This is a genomic window from Akkermansia sp. RCC_12PD (assembly GCF_036417355.1).
GTDB lineage: Bacteria > Verrucomicrobiota > Verrucomicrobiia > Verrucomicrobiales > Akkermansiaceae > Akkermansia.
The window spans coordinates 788,577-808,799 of sequence record NZ_CP143889.1 but is presented as its reverse complement, the minus strand read 5'-3'; the positions used below and the strand labels follow the sequence as shown (position 1 = coordinate 808,799).

General features: G+C 55.0%; 14 protein-coding genes. 5 read left to right on the top strand and 9 right to left on the bottom strand.

Annotated elements, in window-relative coordinates; translation table 11 throughout:
• Positions 1-47: 47 nt before the first annotated feature.
• Positions 48-209 carry a hypothetical protein gene (locus V3C20_RS03330; RefSeq protein ID WP_153812536.1) on the top strand — a complete coding sequence of 54 codons (162 nt, stop codon included), beginning with the start codon at positions 48-50 and terminating at the stop codon, positions 207-209.
• On the opposite strand, the gene V3C20_RS03325 is transcribed toward V3C20_RS03330, so the two are convergent.
• On the bottom strand, positions 206-2,341 hold the full coding sequence (locus V3C20_RS03325) for a glutamine synthetase III (RefSeq protein ID WP_149875695.1): 2,136 nt from the start codon (positions 2,339-2,341) through the stop codon (positions 206-208). The genes V3C20_RS03330 and V3C20_RS03325 overlap by 4 nt on opposite strands.
• A gap of 396 nt (positions 2,342-2,737) precedes the next feature.
• Here V3C20_RS03325 and gltB point away from each other — a divergent pair, with 396 nt between their 5' ends.
• Positions 2,738-7,177: a glutamate synthase large subunit gene (gltB, locus tag V3C20_RS03320; RefSeq protein ID WP_130083592.1), complete on the top strand. Its 4,440-nt coding sequence runs from the start codon at positions 2,738-2,740 to the stop codon at positions 7,175-7,177.
• A 114-nt stretch (positions 7,178-7,291) separates the two neighbouring features.
• Here the strand turns inward: gltB and V3C20_RS03315 are convergent, their stop codons facing one another.
• From V3C20_RS03315 to V3C20_RS03285, 7 genes are all read right to left on the bottom strand, one after another.
• Positions 7,292-8,365 (bottom strand): hypothetical protein, encoded by a 1,074-nt coding sequence (locus V3C20_RS03315; protein WP_130083591.1) that lies wholly within the window; start codon positions 8,363-8,365, stop codon positions 7,292-7,294.
• Complete coding sequence (locus V3C20_RS03310) at positions 8,358-8,519, bottom strand: hypothetical protein (RefSeq protein WP_153812538.1); 162 nt, start codon at positions 8,517-8,519, stop codon at positions 8,358-8,360. The genes V3C20_RS03315 and V3C20_RS03310 overlap by 8 nt, the downstream gene beginning before the upstream one ends.
• Positions 8,520-8,733: 214 nt before the next feature.
• Positions 8,734-9,354 carry a hypothetical protein gene (locus tag V3C20_RS03305; RefSeq protein ID WP_130083590.1) on the bottom strand — a complete coding sequence of 207 codons (621 nt, stop codon included), beginning with the start codon at positions 9,352-9,354 and terminating at the stop codon, positions 8,734-8,736.
• Positions 9,269-9,877, bottom strand: a complete 609-nt coding sequence (locus tag V3C20_RS03300) for a hypothetical protein (protein WP_130083589.1) — start codon at positions 9,875-9,877, stop codon at positions 9,269-9,271. The genes V3C20_RS03305 and V3C20_RS03300 overlap by 86 nt, the downstream gene beginning before the upstream one ends.
• Complete coding sequence (locus V3C20_RS03295; protein ID WP_149873741.1) at positions 9,783-10,739, bottom strand: hypothetical protein; 957 nt, start codon at positions 10,737-10,739, stop codon at positions 9,783-9,785. The genes V3C20_RS03300 and V3C20_RS03295 overlap by 95 nt, the downstream gene beginning before the upstream one ends.
• A gap of 653 nt (positions 10,740-11,392) precedes the next feature.
• The gene (locus V3C20_RS03290; RefSeq protein ID WP_192907201.1) at positions 11,393-11,881 is read right to left on the bottom strand and encodes a DNA starvation/stationary phase protection protein; all 489 of its coding nucleotides are present in this window, start codon (positions 11,879-11,881) and stop codon (positions 11,393-11,395) included.
• Between the two features lie 264 nt (positions 11,882-12,145).
• Positions 12,146-12,439, bottom strand: coding sequence for a PEP-CTERM sorting domain-containing protein (locus V3C20_RS03285; RefSeq protein WP_130083586.1), 294 nt, complete (start codon positions 12,437-12,439; stop codon positions 12,146-12,148).
• Between the two features lie 696 nt (positions 12,440-13,135).
• Here V3C20_RS03285 and V3C20_RS03280 point away from each other — a divergent pair.
• Both V3C20_RS03280 and V3C20_RS03275 read left to right on the top strand, forming a co-directional pair.
• A complete protein-coding gene (locus V3C20_RS03280; protein ID WP_161981320.1) occupies positions 13,136-15,646 on the top strand; it encodes a two-component regulator propeller domain-containing protein in 2,511 nt (836 codons plus the stop codon).
• 29 nt (positions 15,647-15,675) lie between these two features.
• Positions 15,676-16,170: a hypothetical protein gene (locus V3C20_RS03275; RefSeq protein WP_149873740.1), complete on the top strand. Its 495-nt coding sequence runs from the start codon at positions 15,676-15,678 to the stop codon at positions 16,168-16,170.
• Between the two features lie 210 nt (positions 16,171-16,380).
• Here the strand turns inward: V3C20_RS03275 and V3C20_RS03270 are convergent, their stop codons facing one another.
• Positions 16,381-18,864: a PEP-CTERM sorting domain-containing protein gene (locus V3C20_RS03270; protein ID WP_130083583.1), complete on the bottom strand. Its 2,484-nt coding sequence runs from the start codon at positions 18,862-18,864 to the stop codon at positions 16,381-16,383.
• 595 nt (positions 18,865-19,459) lie between these two features.
• Between V3C20_RS03270 and V3C20_RS03265 the strand changes: the two genes are divergently transcribed.
• Positions 19,460-20,161: a methyltransferase domain-containing protein gene (locus tag V3C20_RS03265; protein ID WP_202975649.1), complete on the top strand. Its 702-nt coding sequence runs from the start codon at positions 19,460-19,462 to the stop codon at positions 20,159-20,161.
• Positions 20,162-20,223 lie beyond the last annotated feature (62 nt).

Genomic DNA, 20,223 nt, shown 5'->3' with positions numbered 1-20,223 from the left:
GGAATTAAGTGCCCGCAGGGCTCCGGAGGAAAGTTTTTTTACAGCCAATGACGCGGATTTTTCAGGGGGTGGTGGTCGGTGGAAAACAGTGGGAAAAGGGCGGCCGGGACAGGGGCGCCAAGGCCCCGGAGCCGTGCCTTTTCCTCTGCGGGCAGAGGCTTGCCCCGCAAGGGGCCGGCAAAGCTCCGGAGCTCGTCGGTGCACCCTAATAGATGAACAGCATTTCCCGGTACTTGGGGAGAGGCCAGGACCGGTCGTTCACCAGGGTTTCTGCGGCATCGACGCTGGTTCTCAATCGGGACATCGCGGCAAGGATGTCTTCATGGCAGCTCGTGAGCGCGGTTTCCAGAGTATCCAGGTCGGACACGACGGAATCCAGGGCGTCGCCCAGCTTGTCCGCCAGCTTTTGTAGGGCGGCGGTCCCGTTGGTCCGCTTGGCGTCCAGCGCCCTGGAGAGCGCGGAAACGGTTTGCTTGTATTCGTTGCGCAGGGCAGGGAGGATGATGGTGGCCGCCATTTCCCAGGACAGGCGCCCTTCAATGCGGATGCGCCTGTGGTATTCCTCCAGGAAAATCTCAAACCGGGATTCCAGTTCCCTGCGGGAGAACACCCCGTACTTCTCGAACAGGGCCACATTCTTCTCATTCACCAGGCTGTGGAGGGCGGTCATCGTGTTTTTCAGGTTGGGAAGGCCGCGGCGTTCCGCTTCCTTCACCCATTCCTCCGAATAATTGTCTCCGTTGAAGATGATTCTCTTGTGTTCGGAAATCCTGCGCTTGAGCGTCTCCTGGAGCTGGGACAGGAAGGTTTCCGGCGCGAAGGAGGAGAGTTCCTCCGCCAGGGAGTCGAAGGCTTCCGCCACGATGGTGTTCAGCGTCATCATCGGTCCGGCGCAGGACTGGGCCGAGCCGGGGGCGCGGAACTCGAATTTGTTGCCGGTGAAGGCGAACGGGCTGGTGCGGTTGCGGTCCGTGGCGTCCCTGGGCAGGACGGGCAGCGTATCCACGCCGATCTTGAGCGTGTCGTTCCGTCTGCCGCATCCGGCCTCCCCATTGATGATATTCTCAATCACCTCATTAAGCTGGTCGCCCAGGAAAATGGAGATAATGGCGGGAGGCGCCTCGTTCGCGCCCAGGCGGTGGTCGTTGCCCGCGCTGGCTACGGAGTTGCGGAGCAGGTCGCTGTGTTTGTCCACGGCCTCAATGATGGCGGTCAGCACAGTCAGGAAGATGGCGTTCTGCTGCGGGTCGTTTCCGGGGTCCAGCAGGTTCTTTTCCCCGTAGGAAATGGACCAGTTGTTGTGCTTGCCGGAGCCGTTAACGCCCACGAAGGGCTTCTCGTGGAGCAGGCATACCAGCCCGTGCCTGCTGGCCTGCTGGCGCAGGATTTCCATCACCAGCATATTGTGGTCGATCGCCAGGTTCACGTCCTCAAACAGGGGGGCCAGTTCAAACTGGGCCGGGGCCACTTCATTGTGGCGCGTCTTGGCCGGAATGCCCAGCCGCCAGAGTTCCTTTTCCACATCATTCATGAAATTGAGGATGCGCGGCTTGATGGAGCCGAAATAATGGTCTTCCAGCTGCTGGTGCTTGGCGGGCGGCGAGCCGAAAAGGGTGCGGCCCGTCTGGACCAGGTCCGGGCGGTTCAGATAGAAATTCTTGTCAATCAGGAAATACTCCTGTTCCGGCCCCAGCGTGATGGTCACGCGTTCGTCCGGCAGCCCGAAGCACTTCATCAGCCTCTTGACGGCGTTGCCCAATGCCTGCCGGGAGCGGAGCAGAGGGGTTTTCTTGTCCAGAGCGTCTCCCGTATAGGAACAATAGGCGGTGGGAATGCAGAGGGTGGCTCCGTTCCCGTGCCTCTTGATGAAGGCGGGGCTGGTGGGGTCCCACGCGGTGTAGCCGCGGGCCTCAAACGTGCAGCGCAGGCCGCCGGAGGGGAAACTGGAAGCGTCCGGCTCGCTCACGATCAGGTTCTTGCCGGAAAAGCTCATGATCGGCTCCATGTCCTTGGGGTCCAGGAAAGAATCATGCTTCTCCGCCGTGGAACCCGTCATGGGCTGGAACCAGTGCGTGTAGTGAGTGGCTCCCCGTTCCAGCGCCCACTGCTTCATGGCGTGGGCTACATCCGCGGCAATGTCCGCGTTCAGCGGCAGGCCGTCCTGGATGGTGGACAGGAGAGTTTTTGCCGTGTCCCTGGGCAGGTACTTCTTCATCACCTCCGTACTGAAAACGTCGGCGCCGTAATAATCAATGCGGACAGGAGCGCTCTCGCTCACCCCGCTCACGGGAAGGGAGGCGATGGCGCTGATGGCTTGTGTTCTTGTCGAGTCACTCATCATGGTTAACTGTTGTATCTTTTTCCTAGCAAGAACCGTGCCAGCTTTTTGAATCAACTTGTGCCAGAGTGGTGTGGTGTTTTAAAAATTTGACTATAAATATATTATATAAATTGTGAAAGGAAGCCGTGGAAAGAAGAGGGATGAAAAAGGTGAAAGCATTGATTACAAAAATGTAAAATCACGGTAAAGGGGTAATTACGAAAATGTAAAAATATCTGCTTGGGAGAGGGAAGTCCCTTTGCCGCCATGGGGCCTCTGCCGTGCCGGAAGGCCTGTCAAATCATATAAAACCGGGGCAGCGGCGTTCGAAAAACAGGGAGGGTGGAAGGAGTGCATAATGTTGGCACGGTTTTTGCTATAAGGAAATCAGCTTAACTCAAATAAAACAGCAAACTGATGAATAGTGATCAATTCGAGACAGGCATTCCTGCGCCGCAGGGATTGTATGACTTTGAACAGGAGAGGGACGCCTGCGGCGTGGGGCTGGTGGCGGACCTGAAGAATGAACCGAGCCACAAAATCATTGAAATGGGTGTCACCGTTCTCAAGAGGCTGATGCACCGTGGTGCCGTGGGAAGCGATCCCGATACCGGGGACGGAGCGGGCATTCTGCTGGCCCTGCCGGATGAATTCTTCCGCCTGCTCCTTCCCAACAAACTCCCCGCCAGAGGAAAATACGGAGTCGCCATGATGTTCGGCGGCTGCGGCCATGAAGAGGAACTGGAGGCCGCCGTCACGGAAAACGGCGGCAGGGTGATTGCCTGGAGAGAGGTTCCCGTGGACCGGAACAGCATCGGCGAGAACGCCCGGCGCACCTGCCCCCTGATTCGCCAGCTCTTCATCGACGGCAGCGGCTTTGCGGACCAGGCGGCACTGGAACGCAAGCTCTTCGTGATGCGCCGGGAAATGGAGCGGCGCGTGGAAGGATGCTACGTGTGCAGTTGTTCCAGCCGCAGCATCGTGTATAAGGGATTGTTCCTCGGCACGCAAATTGACGGATTTTACGAAGACCTGCGCCATGAGCGTTTCAAATCTCCGCTGGCCCTCGTCCACCAGCGCTACAGCACGAACACCTTCCCCACGTGGAGCCTGGCCCATCCCTTCCGGTACCTGGCCCACAACGGGGAAATCAACACCCTGCGCGGAAACCTGAACCACCTGAGCGTGCGGGAACCGCACCTGTCCTCCGCCCTGCTGGGGGATGACTTGCAGAAGCTCCTGCCCCTCATTCCTCCCGGACAGAGCGATTCCGCCTGCCTGGACAACATGGTGGAACTGCTCGCCGCCGCCGGGCGCGACCTGCGCCACGCCATGCTCATGCTCATGCCGCAGGCCTGGGGCGTCAACTACCATCTGGGGCCGGACGTGCGCGGCTTCTTTGAATACCATTCCGCCCTGATGGAGCCGTGGGACGGCCCGACCGCCGTCGTCTTCTCCGACGGCGTCAACGCGGGCGCCATGCTGGACCGCAACGGCCTGCGCCCCGCCCGCTACACGCTGACCACGGACGATATCTTCATCCTGGCCTCGGAAACGGGCGTAGCGGACATTCCCGCGGAAAAAGTGGCCCGCAAGGGCCGCCTGCGCCCCGGAGAGATGATCTACTGCGACCTGGTGAATCACCGTCTGGTGTCCGATGCGGAAACCAAGAATGAAATGGCCCGGCGCATGCCCTACCGCCGCTGGGTGGAACAAAACAAGATTTCCGTCCGCTCCCTGTTCGACTCTGTTTCCGCCTCCGCGGAAATGCCGGACCTGGCGGTTCATCAGCGCCAGTTTGGCTTCACGCAGGAGGATGTGGAACTCATCCTCCGCCCGATGATGATGAAGGGCACGGAACCCCTCGGCTCCATGGGGAACGACGCGCCGCTGGCCGTCCTCTCCGGAAAGGCGCCGCTCCTGTTCAACTACTTCAAGCAATTGTTCGCGCAGGTGACCAACCCGCCCATCGACCCCATCCGGGAGGAACTCGTCATGAGTCTGACCACGTACATCGGCAACCATCCCAACATTCTGGAGGAAACGCCGGAGCACGCCCGGCTCATCAAGATGGCGCGCCCCGTCATTACGGACGAGGAGCTCAACCGCCTCTGCAACATCCGGGAAGCCGGCTTCCCCTCCGCCAGGCTCCCCCTCCAGTTCCCGGAAGGCGGGGACGGAAAGGCTCTGCGGGAGACGCTGGACAGCCTGGCGGAATCCGCCGTGGGGCTGGTCAGGTCTGGCGTGCGCATCCTGGTGCTGACGGACCGCAACATAGGCCGCGGCTATCTTCCCGTTCCCAGCCTGCTGGCCTGCTCCGTGGTGCACCGCGCCCTGGCGGCCGCCGGACTGCGTTCCGACGTGGGCCTGATCCTGGAAACGGGGGAGGCGCGGGAAACGATGCACTTCGCCCTGTTGCTGGGTTTCGGGGCCACGGCGGTCAATCCGTACCTGGCTCTGGCGACGGTCACCTCCCTGGCCGCGCCTCAGGACTGCCCGCTGGACGTGGTGAAGGCCTCCGGCAACTACATCAACGCCATTGACAAGGGGCTGCTTAAAATCATGTCCAAGATGGGCATTTCCACCCTGCGTAGCTACCGCTCCTCCCAATTGTTCGAGGCTGTGGGGCTGAACCGGGAACTGATTGACGAATTCTTCCCCGGCACCGTCAGCCGCGTGGGCGGCATCGGGCTGGAGGAAATAGCTGCGGAATGCAACCAGCGCGCCGCGCAAAACGCCGGGAAGGAAGGCTGCCTGGATGCGGGCGGCCAGTACAAGTACAGGAAGGGCGGAGAAAACCACCTCTGGAACCCGCAGACGCTCCAGGCCTTCCGCGCCGCCGTTCGCGACAATGACGAACGGAAATACCGGGAATTTGCGGACTACAGCAACCACCAGGCGCAGCACCTCTGCACCCTGCGCGGCCTGTTTGAATTCGCTCCCGCGGACGCCGTCCCGCTGGAGGAAGTGGAAAGCGCGGATTCCATCCTGCGCCGCTTCGTCTCCGGGGCCATGTCCCTGGGTTCCCTCAGTCCGGAGGCCCATGAAACCATCGCCATTGCGATGAATAAAATCGGAGCCAAAAGCAACTCCGGGGAAGGGGGCGAGGATGAAGCCCGCTACAAACCCAACGCCAGGGGCGAGGTGCGCTACAGCGCGATCAAGCAGGTGGCGAGCGGACGCTTCGGCGTGACCATCAACTATCTGCGCCACGCCTCCGAGCTCCAGATCAAGATGGCCCAGGGCGCCAAGCCCGGAGAGGGCGGCCAGCTCCCGGCGCACAAGGTGGACCCGTACATCGCCCGGCTGCGCCATTCCATGCCGAATGTCAGCCTCATCTCTCCCCCGCCGCACCATGACATTTACTCCATTGAAGACCTGGCCCAATTGATCTACGACCTGCGGAACTCCAACCCAGACGCCCGCGTCTCTGTCAAGCTCGTCTCCGAGGTAGGCATCGGCGCCGTGGCCGCCGGAGTGGTGAAGGCCCACGCGGACGTGGTTGTGGTCAGCGGCCACGACGGCGGTACGGGCGCTTCCCCGCTCACCAGCGTCAAGCACGCCGGACTGCCGTGGGAACTGGGACTGGCGGAAACACAGCAGACGCTTGTACTCAACAAGCTCCGCTCCCGCGTGCGGCTCCAGGTGGACGGCCAGCTGCGCACCGGGAGGGACGTCGTCATGGCGGCCCTGCTGGGAGCGGAGGAGTTCGGCTTCGGCACTGCCGTTCTGGTCGCCATCGGCTGCGCCATGCTCCGCAGGTGCCATGAAAACACGTGCCCGGTGGGCGTCGCCACGCAGGACCCGGCTCTGAGGGCCAAGTTCAGCGGCAAGCCGGAATACGTTATCAACTACCTTCGTTTCGTGGCGCAGGAAACGCGGGAAATCCTGGCTTCCCTGGGCCTTCGCTCCCTGGATGAAGCCGTCGGCAGGGCGGACCTGCTCTCCGTGAACCGCGCCATTGACTTCTACAAGGCTCAGCATCTGGACTTCTCCTCCATTCTGCATGCGGCGGAGGGGGACGGACGCAGGTTTGACCCCTCCTTTGAAAAGGAACCTCTGGACAACTACGATCGGAACCGCCTGCTCCCGGACTTGAAGGGCCTGCTGGAAAAAGGGGAAAAGACAGAACTCTTCCGCGACGTCCGCAATGTGGACCGGACGGTGGGCACGGAGCTATCCGGAGAGCTGGTGATGAAATTCGGCCCGCGCGGCCTGGCGGAGGATACGCTCACGGTGCACTTCACCGGATGCGCGGGGCAGAGTTTCGGGGCCTTTCTTGCGCCGGGCATTACCTTTGAACTCGCCGGGGAGGCGAACGACTTCGTAGGGAAGGGGCTTTCCGGGGGCAAAATCATCGTGAGGCCTCCGGAAAACATCTCCTACGCTCCGTCGGACAACGTCATTGCCGGCAACGTCATCGGCTATGGGGCCACGTCCGGCAGCATCTTCCTGCACGGGCAGGCCGGGGAGCGTTTCGCCATCCGCAACAGCGGAGCCAAGATGGTGGTGGAAGGCATCGGCGACCACGGCTGCGAATACATGACCGGAGGCCGTGTGGCGGTGCTCGGCAAGGTGGGCGTCAACTTCGCCGCGGGAATGACCGGTGGCCTGGCCTACGTGTATGATGCGGACAACGACTTCGATCAGAAATGCAACCTGGGCAGCGTGGACCTGGAAACGGTCCTGCCGCACTCCGCCGACGAGGCGGAACTGCTCCAGCTCATTTACGAGCACTACATGGCTACGAAAAGCCGCCGGGCCTGCGACCTGTTAAACAACTGGCCGGAGGAACGCGGCAAATTCATCAAGGTCTTCCCGGTGGAATACCGGCATGCTCTGGCCATGCATTCCTGAAAGAATGCATGCAGCAATTTTCTGTTGTTTGGGTAAGCTGGGGCCTCCGCGGGTGCGGAGGCCCCGTTTTTTGACCCTCCTGAAAGAAAGTGCGAAAAAGGAATATTCCGGGGCTTACTCTTCAACGGAACGTGAAGATGTGGCTTTGCGGAGTTTTTCCTCTAGCTCCTTGGTTAACAGCAAAAGCGCTTCCTCATTGAGGTACGATTCAGAGCTGATGATTTCTGCATGGAATTGTCCGATACCCGTCAGCTGTGACGGAAGTTTTTCCTGGAGCTTATAAAGTTCAGCAAGTTTTTTTATTACTTTTTGATAGGTTGAATTGGCCTCCCTTGACGCGGGAGCCAGAAAAAAGTATTGGCTGAAAGCCGTGTCGTAGAAAAACTTACCAACTCGTTGCTGGGCATCTTCTTCATTTGGCGGGAGCATTCTCATCACGGCTTTTGCTTTTTGAGCAGCGTTTTCCCAGGCTTGATTGACTCGGGCGATATCCTCCGTTCCTTTCATTTCAAGAAGGACGGTGCATGCTGCGTCCCATGCCTGGCGCAACTCCTTGACAGCTTTTATTTGTTGTTGTTCGTTCTCCCCCCATTTTTTGAATTGAGGGGCATATCCTCCCCTTCCCAGGTGATTTGGTATACGAAGTTCACCATGCGTAAAGGCATTGTATATCATATTTTTATACAATTCTCCATCAAGGATGGAAGAAATTGTTTTCTGATGTGGACTTTCAGATGAAAGTTTCTTTTTCAGAGTAAAGCAGAGATCTCTAACGTGCTGGTCTCTCCAATTCATTGCCAGCAGATTATCGCGTTCTCCCTCAAAGGGTTCGAAAATAACGCTTTCTAGAAATTGACGTTGTGCCGGATTCCTCAGGTTTGCGTGCCTAACCAGTTGCATGACCATCTTTAAGTAATCTTCATCCGGGAGTTTACGGAGATAACTAACAAGAGAAATTTCTTCGTTGTGGGAAATACTTTCTAATTCTTTAATAATTTCAGGAATAGTTCTGAGAATAATCCGGCGGAGTTTAGCATCGGTTTCCGCCGCTTTTTCCAGGTTCCCCTGTCTGGCGTATTGATATCGAAGCTTCTGATATTCCTGAATATGGTCTATATTTCGAATTTCCCCGGCATATCCTGATAGAGAGCACTCAATGAAAAGAAGGCAGAAAATGGATTTATTCATATTTTCTAAAGGATGAAGGGAAGGTAAGATAAAGCACTTTATTGACGTCGGTGGTACCTGCACTGATGCCGGCCCCACCGTAGTCTATGATGGCCGCATGAGCTTTGTCGAATTCAAACCATCCCGGTTCCGGTAGAGTGTTGGTTGGATTCATTCATTTCCAGGATCCTATTTTTTTGTCGGGATCTATCCAATCTTTTACTAAGGGAGCGCATGCTTTCCCAAGAGGAGGCGTTAAAGTACCGTAGATAATTGTTGGAATTTACATGCCGCAGGAATGGGCTTGATAGTAGATAAATAAATTTCATTTGCTCAAATCTTTCAGGTTATTGAAAAATCGCTATGACCGTAATTTTTTATTTGTCTTCTCAGGAGGGAACTCCTGATAGGTTTTTTTGTGGAGGAGTGAGGGGTGGAGAGGAAGTTTGAAAAATAAATTCCAGGTCTTCCACGGCGTACCACGGCGTTGCCTTGGCAAAATGCTTTTTGGTCATGTATTCCATAGCGCTATTGATAAGGTTTTTTTCATATTGGCTGTTGACTACTCCTATGCAGTCGGGATGTCCTTTTTGTAGAAGCTTGGTCTCTTTTGCTTCAAAGGCTTTTTCCCTTCTGGTATATGTAAAAATTTTACCATTGACGTTAGCACGTACACGATAAATTCCCGGAGTATTGCACTGGTAAGTGCATGTGGTTCCATTCCCGACTTTAGCCCATTGAGTTTCGTAATTTCCTTCTCCTGTCGTATCACACTCCAACCGGCATATTTCCCAAGTGGTCCGGTCTTCAAATTTGCTTTTTTGTCCCAGCATATCCTTGTTCAGCGCCATTTCTACGGATTCTCCCTTGATCAGAAGTACCCGATGATTTTCCGTGGGAGCATTTTGTTTGCGTACGGAAATGTCAACAGCAATAGGAGTGACGAAAAGGGTGATGCCATCCAGATCTTTTCCCCGGTGCCGGATTGTAGTAGGTCTGGGAATATTCAATGTTCAATGTATGTGTGCCGGGCATCAGGACATTGGGATAATCCCTTCTGCCTTTGGAAATGTCGTGACCTTTGCCGCTCTCTTTCAGCCATTCCTGTTTTTTCCCCTTGTCGCCTGTAATGGAAATGGTACAGCCGTCATCCGATACCAAGGTCACCAACCCAATGCCGCAAGGCTGCCCTGAGAAATCCAGGTTGGTGTCGTCGTCAGGATATTTGGGGCGTGTACGGGCATGGGGAGATTCCTTGAATGTAAAAGAGACGGAATAATTTTCCTTGTGAGGTTGGTGAGGATCTGTGACGATGGTCGAATTGGATTTTTTGACATGTCCTTGTAGAGCGCGTTGAATGAGGGGCGCTGCAACTTCATCCGCGGGATGCTCAATAATGTGGACAATTTTCTGCTGATCCTGTTTAGAGAAGATGTCGTCAACCTTGATATCGTCCTTGGCGGAAGCTTCTTGAAATGCTGCCGCTGATGCGGCAATGAGGATAAAGAAAAGTGTTTTGGATAGGGTAGTCATGGGTGGACCTACGGTTCATTTCTTTTTTTTCTGCTTGGACTTTCCTTGTCTGGCCCATTGTTGCAGCCTGGCGGGTGCCTCCGTCATACCTTCGCACAGCGGCATTTTTTTTTGCCCAGGTAATGGCTTCATCATATTGTTTCAATTGGAGATATCCCCATGAAATCCAGTAAACGTATTGGCTTTGCTCGGACATAGTCGTTCCGTACGCCTTTAAAAGACGCTTGTATGCCTCAATGCCGAGGGGATAGAACTTCTTTCCCATATCAAAAAAGTCGGCAGCATGGAAAGAACCGATGCGCAGCATGCGTTCCGGAAGATAGGACTCGGTGCGGATCTCCTTGAAATAAAGGCTAGGGAAAAAGTAGAAATGGCCAAGCAAGAGCCTTAAAGCCTTGTTTTGTTTCTTCTCCGGGGTGGTGGTAATTTCAAAGGCCAGCATCAGGTTGGTGAGATCGTCAAGGCCTTCCAGGCGGATGGAAGAGTCCTGGCTCTGGAGTTTTGGAAGGGTTTCCTTGAGGACGGCAAGGGACCGTTTGTTGATGACGGACCAATCCTTTTCAAAGCCTACGTAGGTGATGACGTTCTTGTTGCGTCCGGCTTCCGGAGTGTATCTAGTGACATTATCCTCGGTTTTTCCTGCTTCCTTCTTCATGTATTCGAGGAGGGCTGTTTTAAGTTGCGCCTTGGTTCTGGTGCCGTTTTTCAAATCCTGAAGCAGGGACATCGGGGTAATGTCCGTTCGGGATCTATGGGGAAGCGGTCCTGCAATTCCTTTATTCACAGTAATGAAACATGTAGAAACAGCGATTCCAAGGAAGCACAAATGAATAAAACCCTTCATAAAGAGATACTTTATCATCTAAAATTTAATGTGTGTTGTCTATATATTTTTTGACGTTCCGGGAAAGATGAAGGAAAATTTAGAACATGATGGCCTGTTGCTGATTACCCTCTAAAAGAGAAGAGAGGCGGATTTCTAGAGCAATGGCCGTTCGCCCATTAAAATTTAAAAGGGGAATGAGACGGCCTGATGCACTACGGGCCGGAGGAGCGGAACAAGCTGGTCAGGGGCTTTCCCGGTAAAACGCCTGCCTGCTCCGGTCATGCATTTTTAAAAGAAGAATGCAGGGCTCTCTGCTGTTTGGAATAACGCCCGGACCATTCCATGCATGGGAATGCCCGGTTCTTTTGCCAACACCCTGTTCATGGCTTCAAACCGGGCGCTTTTGGAGAAGCTTGGCCGGAACGGTGCCTTGGGAAAGCAAGTATTGTTCCTTCCCCGTCGCCTATTCCGAATTTAAAGGGGTGCGTTTGCCTGTCCGATTGGTTTTTGAACTTTGGAACCCCGTCGTCAAATATTTGTATCCCGGTTAGGGAATATGTTGAAAACTGGACAGGCGGTCTTTTTCGGTAAGATGAAAAGCTGGAGTTTCCGTATGTGCAGAAACTCCGGCGGCTCCAGGAGGAATGCCCTAGTGAAAATATTTGTTCTAAACAACTGCCAACGGCACGTCAACGGGCCTCGCAAGCCATGAACATCCAGACGAGTTGTTCCTGGTCCTGAAGGAAGGCGGTGAGCAGGTCGGCCGTGCCTTCGTCTTCCGCCCGTTCGGCCACGTCAATGGCGTTGCGTTCCATTTCAATGAAGTGGTTCAGGCTTTCCAGGATAGTCTGGATAGCTTTCTTGGCGTCGGAGATTTCTCCCGTTTCCTTAAGATGGGCCTGGGAAAGGTACTTGCTGAATCTGCTTTCCGGCGTTCCACCCAGGGCCAGAATGCGTTCTGCAAGCTGGTCGACTTTTTTGGCGGCGTCCAGATAGAGTTTTTCAAACTGGAGGTGAAGGACAAAGAAATTCGGTCCTTTGACGTTCCAGTGCAGTCCGCGGACATTGGCGTAGTAAACCTGATAGTCCGCCAGGAGTTCCTGCAGGGACTCGATTACTTTGTTGAGGTCTGATTTTTTCAGGCCGATGTGTTTATTGCTCGTCGTCATTGGTTTCATGAGTTTGGTTGACGGCCGGCGTGAACCGGCCGGGAGAGATGGTTCTCTCTTGAACAGGTTATGGCAATTTCCAGAAGGGCGATGCTCATATTATTCCCGTCATGGGAACCGTTTTCAACAAGCGGAACGACGGTTGCGGTATGTTCCCGGAACCGCGCGAAGGGAAGGGGAAAATGTTTTTTCATCCCCCTTTCAGCAAGCAGGGGCTGTTCCGCATACTCTTGTAACGGAACAGCCCCGGGAGAGTCGTGCTATAAGCTGGCTTTAAGAGTTTTTCCGCTGTCTCATCAGTAGGGACGTAAGGCCCAGCAGGCTAGATGCGGCCGTGCCGGGTTCCGGTACGGCGAGACCGGTGAAGGTCAGGCTGCCATTGTTGTAGGTGACGCCGTCCCAGATCAGGTTCTGGCCGTTTTGGGTGAGCGTCAGAAGGGCGTCCCAGTCGATGTAATGCTCCAGGGAAGTGCCTGAGCCCAAGGTGACCAAGTCGATCGTCTGGGAGGCGGAATCAAACATTAGAGCGCTGTCCAGGTTCAGCGTCAGGCCGCCGGTCACGTCCATCGTGGACGATCGATCAGCGCCGTGTTGAAGCTGGAGAGGTTCAGTGTGGCTGGCCGCTATCCTTCGAAAGGGAAGAATTCACGGCGGGGCGAATGGGGAAGGGAGCGCGGTTCCGGCTGCTTGGGAAAAGTGAAGAAAACGTGAGGTTTAGCATGGAATCGGTACGTGGAAGGTGTTGGAGGAATTTATTTCATCTCAGAAATAGGTAGATTTTTCTTGGAAATATCAGTTTTTGAGTAGGCGGAAAGGTGGGGAATGATTATTTGATGAGTTTTATAATTTGTTGATTATTAGTATTATATAATATATATAAAGCTATTCTTTCGAGATGTGGAATTAATAATGAAAAATAATGATTTATATATTTTTTATAAAATAATGAGAATAAATAAAGAAATGATGGGGAAATGGAAGAGGCAATTCTGATGCCGTTCACGGTATTGATGGGGTTCGTGCACTTCGATCTGGACATGAAGGATTTTTCGTATAGCTTATCGGAACTGACAGACAGTAAATTTATTATATTTTTAGATAGGGATAAATTGCTGTATTTGTTTGGAAATAAGTTGAATATTATTCGTCTTAATGAAAAATACCTTATATCATTAGAAATCATAATAAACTTAATGTATGTTATTGAGCATTATTCGTTTTATCGGAATGGCGGCAGTTGTTTTTTCTTTTTTTGGAATGCATGTGCAGGCCGCCTCTGTCAATGTACCGGAAAAATTACCCGAATGTCCGGTCAAGTTCATCCGGGGAATATTGGCGGACAGCCAGGGAGCCATCTGGGCGGTGGGGGAGCGCGAGAGCATCTACCGTCTGGATGTTAAAAACGGGGCTTATGAGAAGTCATGGGTGAACGTGAATTATTCTTCCAGCTTTCCGCGGAAAGCCAATTTCACCTGCATTGCGGAAGACCGGCAGGGCCGGGTCTGGGTGGGGACGGACGATTGCGGCGTGGCCGTTTTCAATGGGCAGGGATGGAAAATGTATGACCGCAGCAACGCCCTGAATGGAGAGCATGTGTATGCCATTGCCGTTTCCCCTGTTTCCGGGGAAGTGGCCGTGGCCACTTCCGGAGGCGTGGCCTTGTACGATCCCGCCGGCGATTCATGGCAAATGCTGGACCGCTCCACCGGAATGACGGAAGACCAGGCGGCTTCCGCCGGTTTTGATTCCAGAGGGAACCTGTGGCTGGCGTACGGGTTTGGCGGTGTAGCCTGCGCTTCCCGCAAGTCCGGATATTCCCAATGGAAGGTGGTGCAGGCTCCATGGTTCTGGGACAAGAACCAGTTTGTCAGCCAGCCGTATCAGCCGCTTGGCGACGGGCTGCCTTCCAATGCCTGCAATGTTCTGGTTTGCATGGATAAGGACCGGATACTGACGGGAACCTGCTCCGGGCTGGCTTTCAGCAACGGCATCAGTTCCTGGAATTTTGTGCGCGGCAGGGATTATGCCCGCAAGAACAACAGCCTGTATGGAGCCGCTGCAAGAAAGACCGCCATTCCTCCCCAGGGAGATACGCGCCTGTTGTCGGAGGACTTTGTGTCGGCCCTTGCCGGAAACGGAAAGGAAATCTTCGTCGGTTTCCGGACACAGGGGGTGGATGTGCTGGATGCCGATACGATGAAGGTTAGAAAGAGACTGCGGAAAGGACTGGAAGGGACCCATATTTCCGATTTGCTGGTCCTGGGGGACGGCAGCGTGCTGGCGGGGACCTATGGGGGCGGTCTGGTTATGGTGCAGGCGGGCGCCTCATCCTACAACCTGGATGCGCCGGAGCGGGAAAAGGAGCCCGGCTTTCCCGCGGAGGCGCGGATGGAAGAGTCCGCAAAAGTGTTGAAAAGCCTGGAGGATCTGGGACGCCGCGGCGACAAGGGGAAAAGTATTGTTTTCAAGGGAGAGGACTGGTCCACCAAGGGTGACTGGGGCGGCAAGTATGGAATGACGCGCGCCACGCTGTGCGCCACGAATGCCCCCATGAGCAATTCCGAGTTCATGGCCAAGACGGTTCCCTTCCGCACGCTGACGTCGGTTCCGGGATTTCCAGGCGTTACCGGAGCGGTGTCTACCTATTGGATTCAGGGAATCATGGGCCTGAACCGCAACAAGAACGATGCGCTGCGGTGGTGGGTGGAGAAGGTGAAGGACGACGGGAACCGGAATGTTCTTTTTGATCCGACCGATTCCGTCCGGACTGAAGCGGAATGGGACGACCACGGAGAAGTGTATCCGCATTATGTAGACGGGCCGGATATCTGGGTGGCTGTGGAAGTGCCGGAAGGGGTTCATGAAATAGCCCTGTATTTTTATAATCCCAACGGCTACCTTCGGAACGAGTCCAGGCGGGATTACCTGATTGAAGCCAGGCGGCACCCAACCACCTCCTTCATCCAGTTTCAGTTCAACAATATAGGAGATATTGAAATAGGGAGGAAGAGCAAAAATGGGCTGGCGCTTGCCAAGTCCATGGAGCAGTGGCAGTCCTTTCCTGTGGAGGCGCGCGCGCGCGTTTCACGCTTTGCCGGGTCCGGCGTTTACGAGCGGTTCATGTGCAGGCGGGGTGGCCTGTATCTGTTCCATGTCCGCAGGAACGGATCGTTCAATACTATCTTGAACGGAGTGTTTGTGAGTGAAAAAATTCCGTGGGAAACGCGGCAACCGGAAGAACTGCCCTATTATGTGCCCGGAGAATTTGCCGGCATCATTCCTACTCCGGGGAAAGTCAACTCATCCATTCCGGGGGAAAAGCACAAGGCCCTGTTCAAGCCGCTGTATGAGTTGCAGTATGATCGCAAGTACCTGACTCCGGAAGGGTGCAGTCTGCAGAACAGGTATCTTCTTGCCCTGTGGCGGGAGGCTTCCCGGCAGGAGGAACAGGATAAATACACGGTGGACGGCCTGCAGTGGGAGGCCAGGATCAGCGACGAACAGGTGCGGAAGTCATTTGACGAGACGATGAAGCGCTCATGGCACCAGAGCCAGATTTACTATCCGTGCAACCGGTCCAGGGAATTTATGCCGAATGCACCGGGAACCATTCCCTTCTCGCTCCAGGAGGTCATGCTCATGGCGAGACTGCGCATCGACTGGAGGCAATACCGGGACGATGCCAAAACCCTTCCTGAAAAATCCGTCCAAGAGATGAAGGAATACCTGAAACAGGAATTGTTGAAACAACAAAAATCAAGAAGAGAACGATGAATAAAATTGCATGTATACTAATGCTGATCTTGTCGGGGACATGCCTGCTGAACGCGGAGCTGGCTCCGCCAAAAACTTCGTGGTATGGCAAATACCTTGATTACACGGGCGTTTCCATCGTGAATAAAGTCCCTCTTCCGCAAGCGGGTATCAGGCGCCATGACGTGGATAGTACGGCATACGACATCACCCCCGTGAAGTTCAAGATGAGCACCACCCTTTCCAAGAAGCCCAAGACGAAGGAGGAGTGGTATTACAAGGGTATCTATTACATCATCGTCAAGTATTGCGGTCCGATTTCCGATCCCGATGACGGAGGAACCATCTATTTTGAGCAGAATTACGAGCACCGTGTCGTATTCGATCCCAAACATTACGGAGAATGGGGCATCATTTATACCTGGGTACACGTGATAGCGCGCTTTACCAATACGGACATTGATGCGGAAGGGGACCGTGGCATCAGCGGAGAGGATGGAAGCATCTTCTTCCAGTATCTTGAAAAATTGCTGGTGGAATTTTAACTTTCCGCCTTCTTTCCGTCCGGCTGCGGGGCATGGCATGTTCATGCTCCCTGCCGGACGCGTTTATTTCTTGGGTGCATGGCGTGGGTCCGCGGAGGGGGCGGGAGGATAGGGAAGATAGGGAATGTGTTTTTTGATGCGGGAAAGACCTGCAAAAAGAGGCATTCCCCGGCGTGCGGGGAATGCCTCTTGAATAGAACAAGGTAAAGGTCAGGCGCGGCGTTTGCGGCGCATCAGCAAGGATGCCAGCCCCAGAAGGCCCAGCGTGGCTGTACCGGGTTCTGGCACGGCAAGACCGGTGAAAGTCAGGCTGCCGTCGTTGAAGGTGACGCCGTCCCAGACAAGCCGATGCCCGTCCTGGGTGAGGGTCAGCAGGGAGTCCCAGTCGGCGGGTTCCGTGAAGGAGGTTCCCGTTCCCAGCGTGAAGAGGTCAATGGTCTGGGAGAGGGAATCGAAAACCAGGTCGCTGCCCAGGTTGAGCGTCAGGCCTCCGGTCAGGGTGAGGGATGACGTGCCCTGCAGGTCGACCAGCGCCGTATTGAAGCTGGTGAGATTCAGGGAAGCGTTGTTCAGCGTGGCCGTCGTGGCTCCCGTCATCGTCAGGACCTGCCCGGTGGTGATCATGGGAGCATTGCCCGCGTTGTTCAGGACAACCGTGGAGTTGTTGATGGTTGCGTTCCCCGTCAGGCTGACGGAGATGTCCTTCGGAGCGGATGCATTGCCGAAGTTCTGCACGGCGCCCTGCTGAAGGGTGATGGCGTTTGCCAGAGACTGGCTGTTGGCGTTCAGCGTGCCGCCATTGATGATAACGGAGCCCTGGCCCAGCGCCGTGGCGGAGTTGGTCTGGACCGTGCCGCCTGTGATGGTGGTGCCGCCGCTGTATGTATTGTTGCCGGACAGGGTGACAGACCCCGTCTTGTTGACTCTTACGCTCAGTTTGTGGTCGGCGTCCTTGTCGGAGATGACGGAAGAGACCGTGTAGCCGTTGGTGCCTGACGAACTGTGAGTGAACAGGATTTCTCCTTCTCCCGTGATGGTGCCTCCCAGCTCGGTGCCATCCCCGTACAGAGAGCCTGCGACCGTGATGCCTGAGTCTGCGGCGTCAACGGTGATGTTGGCGTTGACCAGGGTGTTGTTCCAGCTTTTGCTGTTAAGCATTTCAAACATGGAACCGCTTTTCATCAGGATGGAGGGGGTATTCTCGAATACAGTTCCATAAGCCGCCAAGCTCAACTTTGCATTTTGGCCGATAGTGATGGTCTGGAATGTATAGCTCGTGTTTTCCTCCGTCAGGTTGACCGTGCCGGCATCAATCATCAGGTGGGCGATGTCAGAGACGTGGTTGGCACCAATGGAGCCTGTACTGTCCGTGGTCTTGCGGACCGTCAGTGTGCTGTCCGCATGCGTGATGGGGATGAGCGTGCCGCCTTCAAACGTGTATTCCACGTCCCCGGCGCCGGTAAGGGTAAGGGAGGAGGCGTTGTGGGCCCAGGAGTCATTGGCATTGTAGTTGGCGGCGGCCATGGTCAGGGCGCCTCCGAAGGTCCAGTTGGGGTTGGATGCCGTGATCGTAGCGTTTTCTCCCAGAGTCAGGGACCCCGTATAGCGGGAGACCGCATCTCCCGTGATGGAAAGGGAGGCATTGTCGCCCAGCATCAGGTTGCCGCCTCCCGACAGGCTTGTCAGGGAATTGGTCCCGTTCATGATGACGGTGCCTGCTCCGTCCAGGGCGGCGTTCCCCGTCAGGCTAGTGGACAGGGTGAGCGTTGTTCCCTCCGCCACGCGGAGAATGCCCGGGCCGGTCAAATTCAGGCTGCCGCCGGAGATGGTCAAATTGCCGCCGGAAACGACAAGGGCGTCCGTGCTGCGGGTTTCCCCGCCGGCAATGGTGAGCGTGGATGGGCCGTTGGTGACGTCTATGGAGGCATAAGTGCCGTCAGAGGCCGTGGAGTCCGTCCAGGCGGCCGTTCCGAGCAGGGAATCCGTCCAGGCGGAAGTTCCTCCGTCAAGCGTGGCGGCAATTTTGGCGCCGTCATAGGTATTGACGATTTGGATGCCGGAAATGCATCCGCGCGTTCCGGTGCCGGAACTGTTGCCCGTGCTGCCGATCGTGAGACTGGATGCAGTTTGTCCATCAACGTAGAGGACGTTTGTCCCTTCGATCAGCTGGTCCGTGGTGCCGGTGGCGCCCCAGCCCGAGGAGCCGGTTACTGTGGAAGAGCCGTTCCATGTGTAGGAGATGCCGTTGACGGTTTTGGCGGAAAAGTCAGTGCCGTTGTCGGTGTTGCAGTAAATGTAGACACCGTAGGTAAGAAAATCGAGGCCGCTGACCGTGATATTGATGCCGTTGCCGTCGTCCAGATAGCCTTTAAGCAACTGGCCGTCCCCGGTAGTGGGGGCGGCGCTGGTCTGCCAGATGTTTTTGCTGGACCAGGTGACGTCGGCTCCCGTGGCGGCTCCGTTGTTGTCTTTCAGGGCCTGTCTGGTTGACTGGGAAGCGTCGCTGAACTGATTCCAGTTGGAACCCGTAACGGAGGAAAGTCCGGCGGTTGAAGAATCCGGGATGGTTCCTTCATTGGAGCCGAAGTTGATGCTGATGCTTTCTCCGGCGGCCTGAGACTGGGAGGCCATGGCCCCGAAGACGGAGGCTGCAAGAACCCATGCGGCGAGTTTATGCGGTAAATGAGGTTGCATAAATTGTTTTGTTAATTTGGATGGATGAAATTGAACCGGCTCCAGAATACGGAATGAATCGTTCGTAGCGGATTATGAATTCGGATTATATGGAAAAATGGAGAATACTAAGAAAATGAATTGATTATAGTTATCATCACTTTCGCTTTTATTTTTTATTTATTAAATTTCATTTAATTAAAGTTCTCTTAACCTGTTTTTATTTAGACTTTCGGATTGACTCCGAATTCATAATCCGCTAAATTTTGCCTTTTCAGTCGGGCTTTCCGGAGTGACAGAGGAAGGGTGGAAGACAACGCCATGACGGCGGACGTTGTTGACAGGGGAAGGATAATTCCGATAGATACCGCCGAAGGTATGAAGATTGTTGTTTGCTGAATGCGGTATTTTTCAGGGAAAGGCCCCCTGAAGATACCCGTGCCTTGATTTTCCGGCGTTTCCTGTTCTCTTCAGGAACGTTCCAGGTACGACTTGCTCCATTTGCTCAAGCCGGATTTTCCCTGCCGCCCCGTCCGGGCAACATTTGATTGAATGAAAAGGGCCTTTTGCGCCCTCTAATATAAATGCATTACATACCTTGAAAGGAAATAAGACATTGAAAACATACCTTGAACAGCAATATTTGAAGGAGAACATGATGGGGCCCAACGCCATCACTCTTCTCAGGGAGTTGAGCTGCCAGATCCCCCTTGAGCCTTCCATGCGCGTGCTTGACCTGGGATGCGGCCGCGGGCTGACGTCCGCGTATCTGGCAGATACGTTCGGAGTCCAGGTTTTTGCCCTGGATTTGTGGATTCCGGCCACGGAGAATTATCTCCGTTTCCGGGAGCTTGGACTGGATTCCCGCATCATTCCCCTGCATGGGGATGCCTGGAACATGCCTTTTGCGGAAGAGTATTTTGACGCCGTGGTGAGCATCGATTCCTACCACTACTTCGGACGCGACGAGAAGTATATGGATTCCCGCCTGGCTCCGCTGGTGAAGCGCGGCGGCCTGATTGCCCTGGCTTTGCCCGGATTGAAGAAGGAACTGACGGGCGGGCTTCCTCCGGAAATGGTCCTTTCCTGGACGGAAGAGGACATGGAAACCATCCGCAGCGCCGGCTGGTGGGCGGAGCTCCTTTCCAAATCCCGTGAGGTGGAACTCCTGTCCGTGCGGGAAATGGACTCTTTTGACGAGTGCTGGGCGGACTGGCTTGCCTGTGATAATTCCTATGCCGTCGGCGACCGCCGGGCCATGGAGGCCGGGGCAGGGAAGTACATGAACTTCATCTCCGTCGTCTGCCGCCGCAAGTAAGGAGCAGGGTTCATTCTGAAATAGGGAGGCCGGCGGAACGTCAGGTTCCGTCGGCTTTTGTT

What these genes read in the sequence shown, in the direction of transcription:
- V3C20_RS03315 (WP_130083591.1), bottom strand. Translation starts at nt 8,365, where the DNA reads ATGAATAAATCCATTTTCTGCCTTCTTTTCATTGAGTGCTCTCTATCA.
- V3C20_RS03295 (WP_149873741.1), bottom strand. Translation starts at nt 10,739, where the DNA reads ATGATAAAGTATCTCTTTATGAAGGGTTTTATTCATTTGTGCTTCCTT.
- V3C20_RS03285 (WP_130083586.1), bottom strand. Translation starts at nt 12,439, where the DNA reads ATGGACGTGACCGGCGGCCTGACGCTGAACCTGGACAGCGCTCTAATG.
- gltB (WP_130083592.1), top strand. Translation starts at nt 2,738, where the DNA reads ATGAATAGTGATCAATTCGAGACAGGCATTCCTGCGCCGCAGGGATTG.
- V3C20_RS03300 (WP_130083589.1), bottom strand. Translation starts at nt 9,877, where the DNA reads ATGACTACCCTATCCAAAACACTTTTCTTTATCCTCATTGCCGCATCA.
- V3C20_RS03310 (WP_153812538.1), bottom strand. Translation starts at nt 8,519, where the DNA reads ATGAATCCAACCAACACTCTACCGGAACCGGGATGGTTTGAATTCGAC.
- V3C20_RS03270 (WP_130083583.1), bottom strand. Translation starts at nt 18,864, where the DNA reads ATGCAACCTCATTTACCGCATAAACTCGCCGCATGGGTTCTTGCAGCC.
- V3C20_RS03325 (WP_149875695.1), bottom strand. Translation starts at nt 2,341, where the DNA reads ATGATGAGTGACTCGACAAGAACACAAGCCATCAGCGCCATCGCCTCC.
- V3C20_RS03330 (WP_153812536.1), top strand. Translation starts at nt 48, where the DNA reads ATGACGCGGATTTTTCAGGGGGTGGTGGTCGGTGGAAAACAGTGGGAA.
- V3C20_RS03290 (WP_192907201.1), bottom strand. Translation starts at nt 11,881, where the DNA reads ATGAAACCAATGACGACGAGCAATAAACACATCGGCCTGAAAAAATCA.